This is a genomic window from Dokdonella sp., from assembly GCF_019634815.1.
Classification (GTDB): domain Bacteria; phylum Pseudomonadota; class Gammaproteobacteria; order Xanthomonadales; family Rhodanobacteraceae; genus Dokdonella_A.
This window is the reverse complement of sequence record NZ_JAHCAP010000001.1, coordinates 186,610-204,231: the sequence shown is the minus strand read 5'-3', so window position 1 is coordinate 204,231 and position 17,622 is coordinate 186,610. Positions and strand designations below refer to the sequence as shown.

19 protein-coding genes and 1 tRNA gene are annotated in these 17,622 nt (G+C 66.7%); 9 read left to right on the top strand and 11 right to left on the bottom strand.

Annotated elements, in window-relative coordinates; genetic code table 11:
* Nucleotide 1: 1 nt before the first annotated feature.
* The 5 genes from KF759_RS00835 to KF759_RS00815 all read right to left on the bottom strand — a co-directional run bounded on the left by KF759_RS00835 (nt 2) and on the right by KF759_RS00815 (nt 3,864).
* Complete coding sequence (locus KF759_RS00835) at nt 2–292, bottom strand: hypothetical protein (protein WP_291222300.1); 291 nt, start codon at nt 290–292, stop codon at nt 2–4.
* The gene (locus KF759_RS00830) at nt 289–996 is read right to left on the bottom strand and encodes an ATP-binding cassette domain-containing protein (RefSeq protein WP_291222298.1); all 708 of its coding nucleotides are present in this window, start codon (nt 994–996) and stop codon (nt 289–291) included. Before KF759_RS00830 ends, KF759_RS00835 begins: the two co-directional genes overlap by 4 nt.
* A gap of 1 nt (nt 997) precedes the next feature.
* The gene (locus tag KF759_RS00825) at nt 998–1,759 is read right to left on the bottom strand and encodes an ABC transporter permease (RefSeq protein WP_291222296.1); all 762 of its coding nucleotides are present in this window, start codon (nt 1,757–1,759) and stop codon (nt 998–1,000) included.
* Between the two features lie 64 nt (nt 1,760–1,823).
* Nucleotides 1,824–3,191, bottom strand: coding sequence for a glycosyltransferase family 39 protein (locus KF759_RS00820; protein WP_291222294.1), 1,368 nt, complete (start codon nt 3,189–3,191; stop codon nt 1,824–1,826).
* Between the two features lie 121 nt (nt 3,192–3,312).
* Nucleotides 3,313–3,864, bottom strand: a complete 552-nt coding sequence (locus tag KF759_RS00815; RefSeq protein WP_291222293.1) for a hypothetical protein — start codon at nt 3,862–3,864, stop codon at nt 3,313–3,315.
* Nucleotides 3,865–3,923: 59 nt separating this feature from the next.
* Here KF759_RS00815 and KF759_RS00810 point away from each other — a divergent pair, with 59 nt between their 5' ends.
* The 3 genes from KF759_RS00810 to fabG all read left to right on the top strand — a co-directional run bounded on the left by KF759_RS00810 (nt 3,924) and on the right by fabG (nt 7,974).
* On the top strand, nt 3,924–5,069 hold the full coding sequence (locus KF759_RS00810) for a hypothetical protein (protein WP_291222291.1): 1,146 nt from the start codon (nt 3,924–3,926) through the stop codon (nt 5,067–5,069).
* Between the two features lie 113 nt (nt 5,070–5,182).
* Nucleotides 5,183–7,249, top strand: coding sequence for a M13 family metallopeptidase (locus KF759_RS00805; protein ID WP_291222486.1), 2,067 nt, complete (start codon nt 5,183–5,185; stop codon nt 7,247–7,249).
* Nucleotides 7,249–7,974, top strand: coding sequence for a 3-oxoacyl-ACP reductase FabG (fabG, locus tag KF759_RS00800; RefSeq protein ID WP_291222289.1), 726 nt, complete (start codon nt 7,249–7,251; stop codon nt 7,972–7,974). Before KF759_RS00805 ends, fabG begins: the two co-directional genes overlap by 1 nt.
* 15 nt (nt 7,975–7,989) lie before the next feature.
* Here the strand turns inward: fabG and KF759_RS00795 are convergent.
* From KF759_RS00795 to KF759_RS00780, 4 genes are all read right to left on the bottom strand, one after another.
* A tRNA-Thr gene (locus tag KF759_RS00795) sits at nt 7,990–8,065 on the bottom strand.
* 40 nt (nt 8,066–8,105) lie between these two features.
* Nucleotides 8,106–8,771 carry an SPOR domain-containing protein gene (locus KF759_RS00790; protein WP_291222287.1) on the bottom strand — a complete coding sequence of 222 codons (666 nt, stop codon included), beginning with the start codon at nt 8,769–8,771 and terminating at the stop codon, nt 8,106–8,108.
* A 72-nt stretch (nt 8,772–8,843) separates the two neighbouring features.
* Nucleotides 8,844–9,587, bottom strand: a complete 744-nt coding sequence (locus KF759_RS00785) for a type III pantothenate kinase (protein WP_291222285.1) — start codon at nt 9,585–9,587, stop codon at nt 8,844–8,846.
* Nucleotides 9,584–10,582, bottom strand: coding sequence for a biotin--[acetyl-CoA-carboxylase] ligase (locus tag KF759_RS00780; RefSeq protein ID WP_291222283.1), 999 nt, complete (start codon nt 10,580–10,582; stop codon nt 9,584–9,586). The genes KF759_RS00785 and KF759_RS00780 overlap by 4 nt, the downstream gene beginning before the upstream one ends.
* Before the next feature lie 245 nt (nt 10,583–10,827).
* On the opposite strand from KF759_RS00780, the gene KF759_RS00775 reads away from it, so the two are divergent.
* The 3 genes from KF759_RS00775 (at nt 10,828) to KF759_RS00765 (ending at nt 14,843) form a co-directional block, all read left to right on the top strand.
* A complete protein-coding gene (locus KF759_RS00775) occupies nt 10,828–11,190 on the top strand; it encodes a hypothetical protein (RefSeq protein ID WP_291222281.1) in 363 nt (120 codons plus the stop codon).
* A 36-nt stretch (nt 11,191–11,226) separates the two neighbouring features.
* Nucleotides 11,227–11,991 (top strand): M90 family metallopeptidase, encoded by a 765-nt coding sequence (locus KF759_RS00770; RefSeq protein ID WP_291222279.1) that lies wholly within the window; start codon nt 11,227–11,229, stop codon nt 11,989–11,991.
* Nucleotides 11,992–12,089: 98 nt separating this feature from the next.
* Nucleotides 12,090–14,843 carry a C25 family cysteine peptidase gene (locus KF759_RS00765; RefSeq protein WP_291222277.1) on the top strand — a complete coding sequence of 918 codons (2,754 nt, stop codon included), beginning with the start codon at nt 12,090–12,092 and terminating at the stop codon, nt 14,841–14,843.
* An 11-nt stretch (nt 14,844–14,854) separates the two neighbouring features.
* On the opposite strand, the gene KF759_RS00760 is transcribed toward KF759_RS00765, so the two are convergent.
* Nucleotides 14,855–15,172 (bottom strand): hypothetical protein, encoded by a 318-nt coding sequence (locus KF759_RS00760; RefSeq protein ID WP_291222275.1) that lies wholly within the window; start codon nt 15,170–15,172, stop codon nt 14,855–14,857.
* A 33-nt stretch (nt 15,173–15,205) separates the two neighbouring features.
* Here KF759_RS00760 and KF759_RS00755 point away from each other — a divergent pair, with 33 nt between their 5' ends.
* The 3 genes from KF759_RS00755 (at nt 15,206) to KF759_RS00745 (ending at nt 16,821) form a co-directional block, all read left to right on the top strand.
* Complete coding sequence (locus tag KF759_RS00755; protein ID WP_291222273.1) at nt 15,206–15,754, top strand: peroxiredoxin; 549 nt, start codon at nt 15,206–15,208, stop codon at nt 15,752–15,754.
* Complete coding sequence (locus tag KF759_RS00750; protein WP_291222271.1) at nt 15,729–16,283, top strand: DNA-deoxyinosine glycosylase; 555 nt, start codon at nt 15,729–15,731, stop codon at nt 16,281–16,283. The genes KF759_RS00755 and KF759_RS00750 overlap by 26 nt, the downstream gene beginning before the upstream one ends.
* A 70-nt stretch (nt 16,284–16,353) precedes the next feature.
* A complete protein-coding gene (locus tag KF759_RS00745) occupies nt 16,354–16,821 on the top strand; it encodes a hypothetical protein (protein WP_291222269.1) in 468 nt (155 codons plus the stop codon).
* On the opposite strand, the gene tatC is transcribed toward KF759_RS00745, so the two are convergent.
* Nucleotides 16,822–17,607: a twin-arginine translocase subunit TatC gene (gene tatC / locus KF759_RS00740; RefSeq protein WP_291222267.1), complete on the bottom strand. Its 786-nt coding sequence runs from the start codon at nt 17,605–17,607 to the stop codon at nt 16,822–16,824.
* Between the last annotated feature and the right edge of the window lie 15 nt (nt 17,608–17,622).

Here is a 17,622-nt window from a genome sequence, read left to right as displayed (position 1 = left end):
CTCAGTCGCGATCCACGCAGGCGGACGACCACAGCGACGGCAGCGCGCGATCGACATCGTCGTGCACGTAGGCGCTCCACCCCAACTTCAACAAGTCGGCCGCCGCTGCGGCCGGCTGCGGCGCCTGCCGCAGGCAAGCCAATGCCTGTGCCAGACGCGCGGCGTCAAGCGGTTCGTCGGGATGATTGGCAAGAAGGCCGGTCAGCGCCAGCAATTCATGCGGCGTCAGCGCCAGTTGCCGCGCGAGCGCGTCGATGCGCGGCACGTCGGGCAGTGGCGCTGCCCCGCTCACACCGCCTCCGCGACGTGGTGGAGGGCGTCGTTGTAGGCGGCGAACACCTCGTCGCGCGCGCCTTCGCGCACGCTGCGGCCGTGTTCGATCCACACCACGCGATCGCAGCGCCTCTTGATCTGTTCTTCACTGTGACTGACCAGCACCACGGTCTGGCCCTCGCGCATGCGCTCGCGCAGCGCCGCCCCCGATTTTTCCTGGAACTCGGAATCGCCGACGGCGAGCACTTCATCGATCAAGAGCACATCCGGCTCGGCCTGCATGGCCACCGAGAACGCCAGGCGCATGCTCATGCCGGCGGAGTAGGTGGCGATCGGCTGGTCGAAGAAATCGCCGAGTTCGGAGAATTCGAGAATTGCAGGCAGGCGCGCGATGATCTCGCGCCGGCGCAGGCCGAGCAGCAGACCCGAGAGCACCGCGTTGTCGCGTCCCGACAGGTAGGGCACGAAACCGAGTGAGAGGGCCAGCAACTGGCACGACACCGGGCCACGGCGAACCTTGCCGCGATCGGGTTCGAGGATCCCCGCGATCACGCGCAGCAGGGTGCTCTTGCCGGCACCATTGCGTCCGATCACGCCGAGGCGATCGCCGCGACGCAACTGCAGGTTGACGTCTTCGAGTGCCCAGAAGCGACCACCGCCGAGGCTGCGCTGGGCGTGGAAGGCGACACCGACATGTTCGAGTTCGACCAGAATCTCGCTCATCTCAACCTGCCAGTTTCGGGAAGCGCGGCGCGAGCTTGCGCACCGCCAAAACACCCACGGTGCACAGCACGATCGAGATCAGGTAGACCTTGGACAGACCGACCCAGTTGGGCAACTGGTTGTGCATGAGGATCAGGCGCGCATCGTCCATCACCACCGCCACCGGATTGAGCGCCATCAGCCATTGCAGGTTCGGTGGCACCTGGCTGAGCGGAAACACCACGCCCGAAAGGAACATCACCACCGTCAACACCTGTTCGATCACGAAGCGCAGGTCGGGCACCAGCGGCACCAGCGCCGAAATCAGGAAACCGACGCCGGCGGCGGCGAGAAAGACCGCGCCAAACAGGATCGGCAGGGCCCAATAGCTGCCATTGGGTGGATAACCCAGCGCCCACAGCAGCAGCACCAACAAGGCGAAGATGAAAGCGAACTTGACCGTATCCGAGAGCATCGCGATCAGTGGAAACACCAGTGGCGGCAACGGTACCTGACGCACCATCGGCAGGTTCGACCAGATCGCGTAGCCGCCGTGGGTCATGCACGACTTCATCCATTGCCAGACCGACAGGCCGATCAGCAGGAACGGAATGTAGTCCGGTCCGCCCGACTTCAGGATCACGTCGAACACCAGCCAGAACGCACCCATCATCATCGCCGGTTCAAGGATCCACCAGATCAGGCCAAGATAATTGCGCGCGGTTTCGGCGCGCAGCTCGGCATAGGTGCTGAACAGGATGAGTTCGATCAGGTGGCGACGCATCGACAGGGCGGGCAGCAGGGGTCGCTGAGGATAGCCGATTCCGCCGGCCACGCACTGCGTTGCCCTAGCCGGTGCACAAGCCATCGAGCGCAGGGCCGGCAAAGGCCAGCAGCAGCAACAGCGCCGCCAACAGCATGCCCAGGCCCAGTCGCGGCATGCTCAGGGCGAGTGCGCCATCGTCACGCCGCGGCGCGAGCACGCGCGCGAGCACCTCGCCGCACAGCGCGCACAGGAACGGCAGCATCGGCAACAGGAAGCGGGCTTTCACGTGGATGAGTCCGAACAAGGCGAGCTGGTAGCCGAGCAGCAGTGCGACCACGAGGTGCAACATGTGGAACTTGCGCCGCCAGCAGGCGAGGCCAATTGCGGCGCCGATCAGGATCAGCGCATGGCTGGCGTCGTTGAGCAGGGCCAGGACGCGGGTGAGCCACGGCGGGCTGTGATAGACCGACAAGTGTCCGGCGCAGGCCGGGCCGGGCAATTGCGAAACGAGCAGGGTCTTGGCGCTGAACAGGCGGAAATACTGCCGTTCGATCTGGGCCAGTGCGACCGTGACGACACCGTGCTCGGCCACGTAGTCCTTCACTTTGCGCAGATACACGGCGTTGCGTTCCTGCGGCGTGGCGCCACTGGCGAGGAAGGCCGGCAGTTCCACACCCCCCATGTCGGCGACGTAATCGCTGCGCGCCCGATCGGTGAGGCCGACCCAGAGGTTGTAGATCGAGCTGTCGGCGATCATCGGCGTGCCATAGCTGCGCCAGCCGTGCAGCAGCGCCGGCGCCGTGACCACGCCCAGAGCCAGCACGAAGCCGAGTGCGTTGCGCCAGGCCAGTCGCGGACGGGTGCGGCGCACGAAGATCAGCAGGAAGGCCGGCCAAAACGCGGCGAGCAGGCTCTTGGCGAGCAGGGCAAGTCCCACGCAGGCGCCTGCCGCAGCGGCTGCGATCCAGCCACGCGCCGGACTGCGCCGCGCTGCCGCGAGCAGGCGCAAGGCGGCCAGCAGCAGGAACAGATGCGGAATCTCGGGCCACAGCCAGAAGGCAAAGCCCGCGATCTGCGGGCTGAGCAGGAACAGCGCCGCGCCCCAGTTGGCCGCCGCGACACTGCCGCCCAGGTCGCGCCACAGTCCGCGCATCAGGGCGGCGCAACCGATCAACAGCAGCGACTGCGCGATCTGCGCGACCCAGGCATGCGGACCGAACAGCGCATACAGCGCCGCCAGCAGCAGCGGCTGCAAGGGTGGCCAGATCGAACTCGGCATCCACGGCCCGCCGGCGAGAATCGCCAGCGCGGTGTTCTGATAGCCCTGCTCGTCGCCGATCAGGGTCTTGGCGCCATTGCCGTAACACGCATACCACAGCAGTGCCTGCGACAGCGCGAACAGGGCAAGGAAGGCCCACGCCGCGGCGCGATGGCGAACGCGCAGATTCACGCTGCGCCGGAAGGATTCAGCGTGCGCAGCCATCGCGGCGCAGTCGCCACGTCAGCCTGAAACCGGCGCGGCATCACCGCGCAGCCGATGCCGACTGCGGGCCGTGCCGGCCGGCCTTGCCTCACTGCCTGGCGTCGACCGCGGCCGGTGCCGGCGGATTGGCCGGGGCGGGCGTCGCAGCCGATCCGCGCGCGCGGCGCTTGGCCGGGGCATGAAAGGTCGGCGTGAATCGCTCGTGCGAACCGCTGGTGGTGATGCCCTCGACGTAATACCAGTAGTCCTTGCACGGATCGATGCTGTCGTCGCGGTATTCGTACTTGTGGGTCTCGTCCGAGGTGCCGGCGCCGAGGATCGGCTCCTTGGTGAGTTTGGTGAACGGACCCGTCTGGGCATCGCCACGGAACACGTCGAAACCGAAATTGTTCTGCTCGCTGGCCGTGGTCCAGCGCGCGGTATTGGCCACGCGTTGATCGGCAGCCACAGCCGACTGGTCACCGCAATCGCCTTCGGGAACTTCCTTGGCCGGTGCTGCGGCCACGGGCTCGGCGGGCTTGTCCGCGGCAGCCGCCGGTACCGGCTTGGCCTCGGGTGCCTTGGCCGGGGGCGCTTCGGGCGTGGACGGGGCGCACGCGCACAGCGCGGCGGCGAGAATGATCAGTGAGGGCGTGCGCACGGCTGACTCCGCTGGCGGAAGGCTGGACAAGCAAGGCAAGGCGCAACGATAGTCGCCCCATGACCATGCTGGCAACTCGCTGGAGCTGGCGCCTGTTCGTCGCGGTCCTGTGCGGAGGATGGCTGCCGCTCCCGGCGCTGGCGTCTGCGTTCGATTGGACCGTCGAAGTCACGCCCGCTGGCGAGCTGTTCCCAGTGCTCGACCTTACCCAATTGCCGCGCAGCAACAGCGCGACTCCCGGCGGTGGCAGCGGTCTGGTCGCGGTGCGGCTGCACGGACGCCTGCCTGCGGAACTGCGCTTGCGCGTGGACACGGCGGGCCTTGTCGCCCCCGCCAGCGTGGAATGGCGCGCGACGCCGGGCGAGGTCCGCAGCGAGCTTGACCTGCACCCCCATCTCGACTGGGACACGGCGCAACTGCGCGGTGTCGACAACGTGCGCACGCAGATGCTCAAGTTCACCCTGACGACACCGGCAGGCAGCCAGATCCGCGAGATTCCGGTGCGCATGCACGCACTGGATGACGTGCCCTACTTCGTCCGCGAGGGCAGTGAGCAGGTCGACCTCGGCTGGGCCTTCGCCGGCTATGTCGATCCGCACGATCCGGTCGTCGATGCAGTGCTCGCGCTGGCCGGCGAGATCGATCCGGCCTGGAACTGGCGCGACGCCGGCCGCGATTCGGCGCAGGCCTTGCGCAGCGTCGCTGCGGTATGGCGGGCGCTGGAGAGGCATGGCTTGCGCTATGACGCCGGCGATCCAGCGCTGTCGCGCGGGCCGGTGGTATGGAGCCAGCGCGTGCGCCTGGCCGACGAGGCCTGGCGCGAGCGTCGCGCCAATTGCATCGACGGCAGCGTGTTGATTGCTTCCGTGCTCGAGCGGCTCGGGCTCGCTGCGCGCATCGTGCTCGTGCCCGGTCACGCCTTCGTCGGCTATCGCAACGCCGATGGCAGCGCGGAATATCTGGAAACCACCGTGCTTGGCCTGCACGGCCGTCTCGCCAAGGACAACTTCGCCGCGGCGCGAGCAGCGGGCAAGCGCAGCTGGCGTCGTGCGAGTGCAAGGCTCGATGGCCGCCACGGTCCCGACTATGCGCTGATCGACATCGCGCGCGCGCGCCGCGTCGGCATCATTCCATTGTCGGCCCAGCGTGCTCAGACCGCGGCACCTGCGGCGCTGCGCTCGAGCGCGCCACCATCGCGGCCTTGAGTCCGCGCCAGAGGGCGCCTTGCGCGAACCGGCTTTGCGCGTCCGGGCCGGAGTCCGTAGGCTTGCGGCTTTTCCTGTCGAGAGTCCCGACCATGCGCCTGCTCGTTCCTGCCATGAGCCTCTTCCTCGGCGCCGTCCTGGCTGCCTGTTCGTCCCCGGAACCACCGAACCAGGCCGCCAAGGCCGCCAAGGCCGTGCCCAAGGCCGTGCTCGGCGAGTTCGGCATCGATCTGGCGGGCATGGACGACAAAGTCACGCCGGGCGATGAATTCTTCGACTACGTCAACGGCAGCTGGGTCAAGAACACGCAGATCCCCGCCGACCGTTCCAGCTACAACAGCTTCAGCGTGCTTGGCGAGCAGGCACTCGCGGACACCCGCGCGATCATCGAAGACGCGGCGGCGAAGGCCGATGCGGGCGGCGATGCGGCGCGCATTGGTGATTACTACCGCGCCTTCATGGACGAGGCCGGCATCGAAGCCAGGGGCATCGAACCACTCAAGGCGCCGCTCGCGGCGATCGAGGCAATCAAGGACAAGGGCATGCTCGCGCAGGCGCTGGGTCGCTCGCTGCGCACCGATGTCGATCTGCTCAATGCCACCAACTACACCACCTCGAACCTGTTCGGCCTTTGGATTTCGGTGAACCTGCTCAAACCCGACCAGACCATTCCGTATCTGGTGCAGGGCGGCCTGGGCATGCCCGACCGCGATTTCTACCTCGAAGGCGGGCGCATGGAGACGTTGCGCTCGCAATACCTCGCCTACATCGCCCAGTTGTTCGAACTCGCGGGCATCGCCGATGGTGAAGCCAGGGCCATACGCATCCTTTCACTCGAAACCGCGATCGCGCGCGTTCATGCGAGCCAGCTCGACACCAATGATGTCCGCAAGGGTGCCAATGAATGGGCGCAGTCCGAGTTCGCCAAGCGCGCACCCGGGCTCGACTGGACTCGCTTCTTCGATGCGGCCAGCCTCAACGTGCAGACGCAATTCATCGTCTGGCAGCCGGCAGCGGTCAGCGGCATCGCCGACCTCGTCGGCAAGGAAGAGCTGCAGACCTGGAAGGACTGGCTCGCCTTCCACACCCTCGACAACGCCGCACCCTATCTGCCCAAGGCCTTCGCCGATGCGCACTTTGCCTTCCACGGCACGGCGCTGTCGGGTACGCCCGCGCAGCGCGAACGCTGGAAGCGCGGCGTGGACGAGGTCAATCACGCGCTGGGCGACGCGGTCGGCAAGCTCTATGTTGCCCAGCACTTCTCGCCGCGCACCAAGGCGCGTGCCGAAGCGATGGTGGGCAGGATCATCAGTGCATTCGGCAAGCGCATCGATGCGCTGAGCTGGATGAGCGCGCCGACCAAGGCGCGCGCCAGGGCCAAGCTTGCCGGACTCAAGGTCGGCATCGGCTATCCCGAACACTGGCGCGATTATTCCGCGCTCGACGTGCGCGCCGACGATGCGTTGGGCAATGCGCAGCGCGCCAGTCTTTTCGACTACCAGCGCAATCTCGGCAAGCTCGGCCAACCGGTCGACCGCGACGCATGGTTCATGCTGCCGCAGGAAGTCAACGCGCTCAACGTGCCGCTCGAGAACCGCCTGATCTTCCCGGCAGCGATCCTGCAGCCGCCCTTCTTCGATGCCAATGCCGACGACGCGGTCAACTACGGCGCGATCGGTGCAGTGATCGGCCACGAGATCAGCCACAGCTTCGACAATACCGGCGCGTTGTTCGACGAGACCGGCAAGCTCGACAACTGGTGGGGCGAGGATGACCTTGCGCATTTCGAGGCAGCCGGCGCTGCGCTCGCCGCGCAGTTCGACGGCTACAAGCCCTTCGCCGATCTCGCCGTCAACGGCAAGCTCACGCTGGGCGAGAACATCGCCGATGTGGCCGGATTGGCCACCGCCTACGACGCCTATCACCTCGCCTATCCCGAGGCGGGTGCGGCACTCGACGGCTACACGCCCGACCAGCGTCTGTTCATGGGCTGGGCGCAGGCCTGGCGCAGCAAGATGCGCGAGCCGGCGCTGCGCAACCTCCTGCTCACCAACGTGCATGCGCCGGGTCAGTACCGTGCGCTCACGGTGCGCAATCTCGATCCCTGGTATGCGGCCTTCGCGGTCAAGCCCGGGCAGAAGCTCTATCTGGCGCCGGCCGAGCGCGTGAAGGTGTGGTGATGGACACGCGCCGCGCACTCGTCACCGGTGGCAGTGGCGACATCGGCGGCGCGATTGCGCAGGCGCTGGCGGCGCAGGGATGCCACGTGCTGGTGCACGCCAACACGAATGTGTCGCGCGCGCAGGCCGTGGTCGATGCGATCAAGGCTGCGGGCGGACAGGCCGAGGCGATCGTGTTCGATCTCGCCGATGGTGCAGCCACGCGCGCGCTGCTCGAAGCCGAGCTCGAGCATGGCCCGATCGACATGCTCGTGCACAATGCCGGGATCCATGACGACGCACCGCTGGCCGGCATGCGCGCCGAACAGTGGACGCGCGTGATCGACGTCTCCCTGCACGGCTTCTTCCACGCCGCACAACCTTTGCTGCTGGCCATGGCGCGACGGCGTTGGGGGCGCATCGTCGCGGTCTCTTCGGTCGCCGCGGTACTCGGCAATCGCGGTCAGGCCAATTACGCCGCGGCCAAGGCCGGTTTGCATGGCGCGGTGCGCTCGCTCGCCCGCGAGATGGCCTCGCGTTCGATCACCGCCAACGTGGTGGCACCCGGCGTGATCGACGGAGCGATGAGTGCAGCGGCCTTCGATGCCGAGCAGATCAGGACGCTGGTGCCGGCTGCACGCGCGGGCACGCCGGGCGAGGTCGCAGCGCTCGTCGCCTTCCTGTGCTCGGATGCGGCCGGCTACATCAACGGCCAGGTGATCGGCATCAACGGCGGCATGGCTTGATGCCGAGGCGGGAATTGGTGCCGCTTCACAGACTCGAACTGTGGACCTACTGATTACAAATCAGTTGCTCTACCAACTGAGCTAAAGCGGCGCGGCGCGCAGTGTAGCAGGCTGAACCTGGTTGAATTCCCTCAGAAGCAACCGGTGGCTTCGACGTTGGCGCCAGAGGGAATCGGCACGCGCGCGGCAAAGTCGGCGGGCAGGTTCTCGCCCGACAGCGCGAAATCGATCCAGTACAAGGGCAGATTTTCGCTGCGCAAGTCGATCTTCGGCGCAAACCCGAGCGCGGCCAGTTCCGCGCGCCGCCGTTCGGCATTGCCCTGATCGCGGAACAGGCCGAGCGACACCATGTTCTGCTGGTCGCCCGCGGTGATCACGTAGTAGTCGCGCACGTTCTTGTCGGCCAGCGCGCGGGCGTTGGCGAGCGCCGCCTCGCGGTTTGCCGCCGCGGCCAGATACACCCAGTAACCACGGGTCTGGGTCTGAATGGTTTCACGCATGCGACTGCGCTTGACCAGGGGTCGCAGCGCATTCGCCACGGCGCGGGCGTCGGCCTGGGTCGACAGTGGGCCGAGCGTGCGGCAGACATCATTGGCAAGGTCGGCTTCGCTCTCGGGCACGCTGTCGAGTTCGGTGTGCTCGTTGGCGGCGTCGCGTTCGGCAAGCAGCTGCAGCTCCGGCACGCCCGGATCGGTCGCCGGTGGCGCCGCAGGCTCACGCTTGGCGGCGAAAAACCACCAGCTCGCCGCGCCGATGTTGAGTGCGAGCAGGAGCAGAAACAGGATGCGAACGAACATGTGCCGTGGACGGGACCGGTGCGAGCCGAACCGCGATTGTAAGCCGCTTCGTGACTCGCGTTGCGAACGCCTTTACGCGATCGACGCCTGCCGCGCCCACAGCGCCAGGCCGTGCAGCACCAGGTCATGGCCGTGTTCGGCGTCTTCCAGCAGCGGCAGCAATTCTTCGCTGCCACCACCGCTGACGATCAGTGCGACCCGACTGCCTGACCGGCGCGCCAGTGCGGTACGGAAGCGCTCGATCGCGCCCGCGGCTGCCTGCAGCGCGCCGCTGACCACGCCATCGGCGGTCGAGTTCGGCCAGTCGCGATAGCGGCCATCCTCGGCATCGACGCGCGCGGTGCCGGCGCTCACGGCTTGGCGCATCAGGGTCGGGCCGGGCACGATGAGGCCACCCAGATGCTCGCCATCGGCGAGCAGGGCATCGACGGTGAGCGCGGTGCCGACGCTGGCGAGTACCTGCACGCGCGGCGCACGCGCCTGCGCGGCGACCATCGCCAGGAATCGATCGATGCCCAGGCGTTGCGGCTCGGCGTAGGCGTTGCGCACGCCCAGTGCCGCGGCAGGACTGCGCAGGATCTGCATGGCAAGGCCGAAGCGCTGGCGGGCAAACTCCGCCAACTCGCGTTCGCGGGCTGGGTCGACCACGCTGGCGACGAAAATGCCGTCGGGTCGCGGAAGGGCTTGCCATTGGCTGTCGAGGACCGCCGCGAGCAGCGCTCCCGCGTGCGCGAACGTGCCACGGATGGCGGACAGGCCGGCATCATCGAGCGCCCATTTCAGGCGCGTGTTGCCGAAGTCGATCAGCAGGTTCATGCCCTCGACCTCACGCTCACTTCGCCGCTGTCGATGCTCTGCTCGCCATCGGCCAAACGTACGCGCAGCGCGCCGCGCGCATCGACACCCAGTGCCCTTGCGTCCTCGCGGCGCGATCCGCGCTCGATCTCGACCATGCGCCCGCGCAGCATGTCATGCCGGGCGAATTCATCGGCAAAGCCTGCGAAGCCCTCACGCAGGAAGCCGTCGAGCTTGTCGTCGAGCGCGGTGATGAGTCGTGCGGCAAGTCGGTTGCGCGAAGGCGGGGCTGCGAGTGCGGCGACATCGATCGCCGGCTGGTCGATCGCCGCCGCAGCCTCGCCCAGGCGCAGGTTGATGCCGATGCCGATCACCGCGTGACAGGGACCGAGCGCCTCGCCGCCAAGATCGACGAGGATGCCGCCGAGTTTGGCATCGCGTGCGAACAGATCGTTGGGCCATTTCAGGCCCAGGCCGTCGACGCCGCAGTCGTGCAACGCTTCGAGTGCGGCGAGCCCCGCGACCAGACTCAGGCCGGCAAGTCGCGCCATCGCGCCTTCGCAGACGCGGTAGTACGAAAGCGCAAGTCCGCCGCCTGGCGGCATTTGCCAGCTGCGGCCGCGACGACCGCGGCCGGCGCTCTGCAATTCGGCCAGGCACACGCTGCGATCGGGCAGCCCGCCGGCGATCCGCCGCGACAGCGCGCTGTTGGTCGAATCGATGCGCCAGTGCAGGTCGAGCCCGCCGAGTCGGCGCCGCGTCACAGCGGGCAAGGCGGCGGCGATCGCGTCGGCATCGAGCAACTCGAATGGCGCATCCAGGCGATAACCGTCGGCATTGCTGGCGCTGACCGCCACCCCCGCGGCGCGCAATTGTTCGATCTGCTTCCACACGGCGGCGCGGCTCACCCCAAGACGCGCGGCGAGGGCGCTGCCCGAAACCGCCGGCTGCGCGGCCAACAGCGCGAGCAATTCACGCTGCGGGCAGGCATCGCCTCGGGATTGCGGAGCGGTCATGGCAGCGGTTGGCGCGGACGATGGGGCCGGCAGTGTACGCGGCGTCCCGCGGTCCCGCTGTCCGGCGCTGTCCGCCAACGTCCGCCGGACACCCAGCGATTGCCTGCAGAGCGCGCCACAGGCCGCTTCCGCGGTTTCGGACGGTTGGCATGGTGCATGCAATCCTTTACATCTGTCCGATGGAGTCGGTGGCGCGCTCGTGCGAGCATTGCTGCTTCCTCGGCATGTGCCAGGAGTCCCGTCCCATGAAAACGCTGATCCTTGCCCTGATGGCCGGCGCCGGCTGCCTCGTTGCCGCCGATGCGAGCGCACAAAGCATGTGGCTGCGCGGAATTGCGTCGTCCACCTATGCCGTCACCGACTGCAATGACGGACGTCCACGCAGCACCCTTGTCGATCCCGGCGACGGTGGTGGCGGTGCGACGCTCAAGACGATGGGCAATCCCCTGGCGGCAGGCGCACGGGCCGCCGCTGCGGCGGTCGATGCGGACGCTTCCACGACAGCGAATGCCGGCACCGCAAGCGGTGATCCGGTGGCGCCGGCCACGCTTTCCCCGAAGCGTCCGACCTACCGCTGGCAATCGCTGGTTCCCGGCGCGATCAAGTAATCGCCGCGTGTCCGTGGCGCCGCCGCACATGCACGCATGAGGGCTTGGTGGCGTCGTTTGACCACGGCGCATGGTGCGCTGGCCCCGATTGATGACCGCGCCTGGCAGGCGTTGTTGGCTTCCTCCGCGCTGTTCGATCGTCTCGACGCGGCGGCGCGGACTCGCTTGCGCAAGCTTGGCGCGCGGTTTCTCGCCCGCAAACGCTTCAGCGCTGCCGCCGGCCACGATCTCGATGATGCGCAGCGATTGGCAATCGCCGCACTCGCAAGCCTGCCGATCCTGCATCTGGATGAGCGCTGGCTCGATGGCTGGCGTGAGGTGATTGTCTACCCCGGCGAGTTCCGCGTGCGCCGGACGCATCACGATGAAGTTTCGGGCGTGGTCACCGAAGGCGATGACGAACTCATCGGCGAGGCTTGGGAACATGGTCCGCTGGTGCTGTCGTGGGCCGACGTCGCCACCGATCTTGCGCATCCCTTCGATGGCTTCAACGTGGTCGTGCACGAGATCGCCCACAAGCTCGACATGCTCGAAGGCGCGGCCGATGGCGTGCCGCGCTTGCCAGCGCGAATCACGCGACGCGAATGGATCACCACCATGCAGGCGGCCTTCGATCGCCTGACAGTCGTCGTCGAACGCGGTCGTGACAGCCTCATCGATCCGTATGCTGCCGAAAGTGCCGACGAATTCTTCGCGGTGGTGAGCGAGTTGCACTTCTCTGATCCGGCCTTGCTCGAGCGTGCCGAGCCCGCGGTGGCGAAACTGCTCAGGCGCTACTACGACGCGGCTGCATCGACCTGAACGCAGCGCCCGCCTTGCGAGTGCCCAACCCGGCAGGTAGCCTTGCCGGTTCCTTTCCTGACGCCGCGCCCGCATTGCGCCGCGCGCCTGCCCTGCCCATGTCGATTCGTTTGTTCTGCCGCGCCTTCGCGCTTGCCTGCCTTGCCTTGCCGCTGCCGGTCTTGGCTTGCTCCGGTCGCCTTCACATCGAAGTGGAGCGCGACGGCGTCTATGCGCTCGACCACGCGGCGATCATTGCCGCGCAGCCGGGGCTGGCCGATTGCCGTGCCGACGAACTGCAGCTCACCGAGCGTGGCAGGGAAGTGCCGCTGCGCGTCGTCGCAAGCGGCGAGCGCTTCGTCGACGGTGATCGCATCGAGTGGCTCGGGCGCCAATTGCACGGACCCGAATCGTGGTTCGATCCCTACAGCCGCTACAACGTCTATCTGCTCGGCGCGGCCAAGGGCCCGCATGTGCGGCTGCGCGATGTGGCTGCGCCGGCTGCCGTTGGCGCCAACGCGCAGCGGCGTCTGCATCTGGAGCAGGACAACCTCATGATCCGGCTCGATCAGCAGCAGCAGCAGCCGGGCGAGGAGCCGGATGTGTGGATGTGGGCCAAGCTCACCCACGTCGATCCCAAACCGTTCGAGATGAGCTTCGACCTGCCCGATCTGGACTCGCGTGGCGGGCAGCTCGTCCTGCAACTGAACCTGCGCGGCCTGTCCGAGATCAAGAACGTGCCGCACGACCAGACGCGTCCACCCGACCACCGCGTCGAGATCAGCATCAACGGTCGCGCGCTCGATCCCCTGCAGTGGAATGGGCGCAACGAGGAAACGCGCAGCCTGAGCCTGCCGGTGAGCGCGCTCAAGGCCAAGGATAACGTTCTGGTGCTGCAGGTGCCCAAGCGCAACCTGTCCTGGGGTGATCGCGCCCAGGCGGTCGATGTGGTGATGTTCAACTGGCTTGATGCGCAGTATCCGATCAAGGGTGATCTGGGTGTGGCTGCATTGCCGCTCAGTCAGCGCAGCGCCAGCAATGAAGCCCTCGTGCTCGATTGGCGCGCAGCCGCGGAACCGGCGCTGGTCGGCAGCGATGGCGCGCGCCGCCCGGGTCGCGTGCTCGGGGGCAATCGTTTTGCGTTTGCGCCCGCAGCGCCTGCAGTCGAACTGTTCCCCGCAGACCCGACGAATTTGTTGGCGGTGCATGCGCTGCGCGCGGTGCAAGGCGATGCCTGGCGTGCTCCGAAGCAGGGCTACGACTACCTGATCGTCAGCCACCCGAGCCTGATCGAGGCAATTCGTCCGCTCGCGCGTTTCCACGAACAGCGCGGCCTGTCGGTGGCGATCCTCGACATCAACGATGTCTACGACCAGTTCAACGACGGCATTACCCATCCGCAGGCGATCCGCAACCTCGTCGATGCCGCCTGGCACCAGTGGCCCAAGCGGCCGCGTTTCCTGCTGCTGGTCGGTGATGCCAGCTTCGACATTCGCCACGATACCTACAACGATCTGGCCTATGCGAAATGGACCAATCGCGAGCTGCTGTTTCCCGGTCATTTCGGCTCGGTGCCGGGCGGCAAGTACGCCGAGCAGCCCAAGCAGCTGGCCGATCGCAACCTCATTCCGACCTGGCAGTTTCCATCGGAAGAAGGTCAGTCGGCCAGCGACAACTGGTTCGGCGCGGTCGAACCCGGTGACTGGCACCCGGTGGTTGCGGTCGGGCGCTTGCCGGTGACCAAGCCCGAGGAAGTCAAGGCGATCGTCGACAAGACCATCGACTACGTCAGCAAGCCGCAACTGGGCGCCTGGCGCCGCGACGTGATGTTCATCGCCGACGAAGTCACGCAATTTCATCGCGCCTCCGACTCGATTGCCGCCGGCCTCGCCGCCGAAGGTTTCGTCGCCGACAAGGTCTACGCCAAGCCCGAGGTCACCGAGAATGCGGTGCATCAGCGCGCGATCCACGATGGCATCGACCAGGGCCGCCTGCTCGTGCACTTCATCGGTCACGGTGGCCGCTACATCTGGCGCACCGGCCCGCCCGATCTGCGCAAGAACAATGATCTGTTCACGCTCGATGATGTATCCAAGCTCGACAACGGCCAGCACCTGCCAATGGTGCTGTCGATGACCTGCTATTCGGCGCCGTTCGACAATCCGACCGAGGACTCGATCGGCGAGCGGTTTCTGCGCGAGCCAGGCAAGGGCGCCATCGCGGTGTTCGCGGCTTCATGGCGCAATACACCGACCACCGCTTACAGCAAGGCGGTGATATCCAACCTGCTGCAGCCGGGCGCAACGATCGGCGAAGCGCTGGTGCGCGCCAAGCGCGAAACCGACAATCGCACCCTGGTCGAGATGTACAACCTGCTGGGCGACCCGGCGATCGTGCTTGAGCGCCCGCGCGATGAAGCCACCGTGGTATTCGACGATGCGCGCTGGAGTCCGGGCGTGCTGGTCGACCTTCGCGCGCCGCGCTTTGCCGGCAACCTCACCATCGACTGGCTCGATCGCGATGGCGTCAAGCTTGCGCGCGAGGATTATCACCTCGACGATGCACGCTTCCGCCTGCCGATGCCGGCCGACCTGGTCGGCAAGGCCGTCGAGGCGCGCATCTATGCCGCATCACCGACCACCGGCCGCGATGCCACAGGGCGCGCCGTGATGCCGGCGCAACGACCGCCTTCGACTTGGGCACGCCTGCTGGCGTGGTGGCAGGGCCTGCGCTTCAAGCCGTATGAGCGCCATGCGCCGGCTGCCGACACGATCGTGCTGATCGACTTCGACGGCCCGCCGCAGTACGGCACGCAGCACGAACCCGCGAAAGCGCAGGCAGCCAAGCCGGAGCAGGCGGCAAAGCCGCATTGAGGCAACGCTGATCAGATCGCTTCGCGGTCACCGCTTTCCAGCCGCACGCCGCTGGCGACGATCTCGTAGTGGCGGTGCGAAAGCACGCGCAGCTCGCCGCCGTCGGCGAGACAGACCTTGGCAATGCGTTCGATCCACGCATTGTCCGCGTGTGCGGGCTCGACATAGACATGCACCTCGTAGTCGCGGCCATCGCTGCCGCGCGCATGGAACAGGTGTTTGAGCACGAGGCCGGAGAACGCCTTCATCGTCGTCATCACCGCAAGAACGCGATCATTGTGCGACGCTCGCCGCGCGCTTGCATCATCGGCGTAGACTGAAGACTCCATGGCCGCCTTCGCCGCCACCTGTGGAGCCTGTCGATGAAACGACTCATGCCCTTGCTGCTTGCGCTGGTGGTCGCCTTTGGCGCGGCGTGCTCATTCGCCAACGATGCCTTGCCGAGCGGGCCTGCGCTGGGTCAGACAGCGCCGGAATTCCGTCTGCAGGACCAGAAAGGCGACTGGCACACGCTCGAGGGCGAACAGGGCAAGTGGCTGGTGCTGTATTTCTATCCCAAGGACTTCACGCCCGGTTGCACCACCGAGGTGTGCGCGTATCGCGATGACATCGTCGCCCTGCGCAAGGCCGGCGCCGACGTGCTCGGCGTGAGTCTGGATGACGTGAAATCGCATGCGGAGTTTGCCGAGAAATACCACGTGCCGTTTCGCCTGCTCTCCGATGCGGACGGCAAGGTCGCCAAGGCCTATGGCGTGTACGTCAAACGCGGACCGATGGAATACGCACGCCGCGAAACCTTCCTCATCGACCCGCAGGGCAAGGTGGCCAAGCGCTACACCGATGTCGATCCCGAGCAGAATTCCAAGCAGGTGCTGGCCGATCTGGATGGGCTCAAGCAAGCCGCGCACTGAAGCAGCGGCGCCACGCGTCGAGAGCTTCCCGCCCCAGCTGGGCGCTTGCTGCCGCGTGCTGATCCTCGGCAGCGTACCGAGCCGGCGTTCACTCGAACTGCGCCAATCCTACGGCCATGCGCAGAACCTGTTCTGGCCGTTCATGGGCGAGCTGTTCGACGCCGGACCCGGCCTGCCCTATGCCGAGCGCATCGCGCGACTTCAGGATCTGGGCATCGGCATCTGGGACGTGCTCGAACGCTGCGAGCGGCGTGGTTCGCTCGATGGCGACATCATCACGGCCAGCGAAGTCGCCAACGACGTTCCCGGCCTGCTCGTTCGGCATCCGGAGGTGCGGGCGATCGCCCTCAACGGCAGCAAGGCAGCCGAAGTCTTCCGGCGGCGGATTGCGCCGCAAATCAGTGCCACGCGCATGGCTGCGCTGCAGATTCTGGCCCTGCCATCGACCAGCCCGGCCAACGCCTCGATTCCGCGCGCGCGCAAGCTCGAATGCTGGCGCGTTCTGCGTGAATGGATCCTGCCTGCCTGATGCCGAAGTGGCTGGACATGATCGCGTGTGCGGTCGACACTCGGCATTGGTTCAAACTCGGGAGTGCGCGATGAAGACGATCACCGGTTTTGCAGTTGCCACCACCTTGGCCCTGGCTGCCAGTACCTTTTCACCGGTCGCGCAGGCGCAGGGCGCCGACGTCGAATGCAAGCTCAGGTTTTCGCTCACCGGCTGGGCGGCGATCTACAAGCGGGCCGACGGCAAGGGGACGGTGACCTGCGACAACGGCCAAAGCATGAACGTGAAAATCAAGGCCAAGGGTGGCGGTCTCACCTTCGGCAAGTCGCGCATCGACAATGGCACCGGCAAGTTCAGCGGCGTGCGTTCGATCGACGACGTGCTCGGCACCTACGCGCAAGGCGACGCAAGTGCCGCTGCAGGGCGCGCGGCGACGGCACAGGTTGTGACCAAGGGTACGGTGTCACTCGCACTTGCGGGCACCGGCGAGGGTGTGGCGCTGGGCGTGAGCTTCGGTGGCTTCGTCATCGAGCGCGCCGGTACCGGCCGGCGTCGCTGATCAAGGCGATTTGTCAGCCTCGTCTGCACCTGTTGCAGGTTGCGGTTGCGGGCGCGCCAACAACCGCGCGCCGATGATGCCGACCTCATAGAGCAGGATCATCGGCACGGCGAGCATGACCTGCGAAAGCACATCGGGTGGCGTGAGCACCGCCGCGATCGCGAACGCGCCGACGATCGCGTAGCGGCGGCTGCTGGCGAGTTGCTCGATCGAGACCATGCCGAGCACGACCAGAATCACCAGCACCACCGGTACTTCGAAGCACAGGCCGAAGGCGAAAAACAGGCCGAGCACGAAGCTGAGGTAATGCGAGATGTCGGGCATCACCGCGACGCCTGCGGGCGCGATGTGCGTCATGAAGGTGAACACCGCGGGCAGCACGAAGAAGTAGGCGAACGCACAGCCGAGATAGAACAACAGTACTGATGAAACGAGGATCGGCACCGCGAGGCGCTTCTCGTGCCGATACAGTCCCGGCGCAACGAAGGCCCAGAGCTGGTAGAGCACGACCGGTATGGCGATGAACAACGCGACGAAGAAGGCGAGCTTGAGCGGCGTGAAGAACGGGGAGGCGACTTCGGTGGCGATCATCGTGCCGCCCTGCGGCAGATGGCGCACCAGCGGCAGCGCCAGCCAGCCGTAGAGCTTGTTGGCAAACGGCAGCAGGCAAACCAGCACGAGCAGCACCGCAGCCACGGCCTTGAGCAGGCGTTCGCGCAGCTCGATGAGATGGGAAATCAGCGGTTGTTGCGCGGCGTCGGCGCCGTCCTGTTCGACCTCGCTCATGGCCGCGGCGGATCG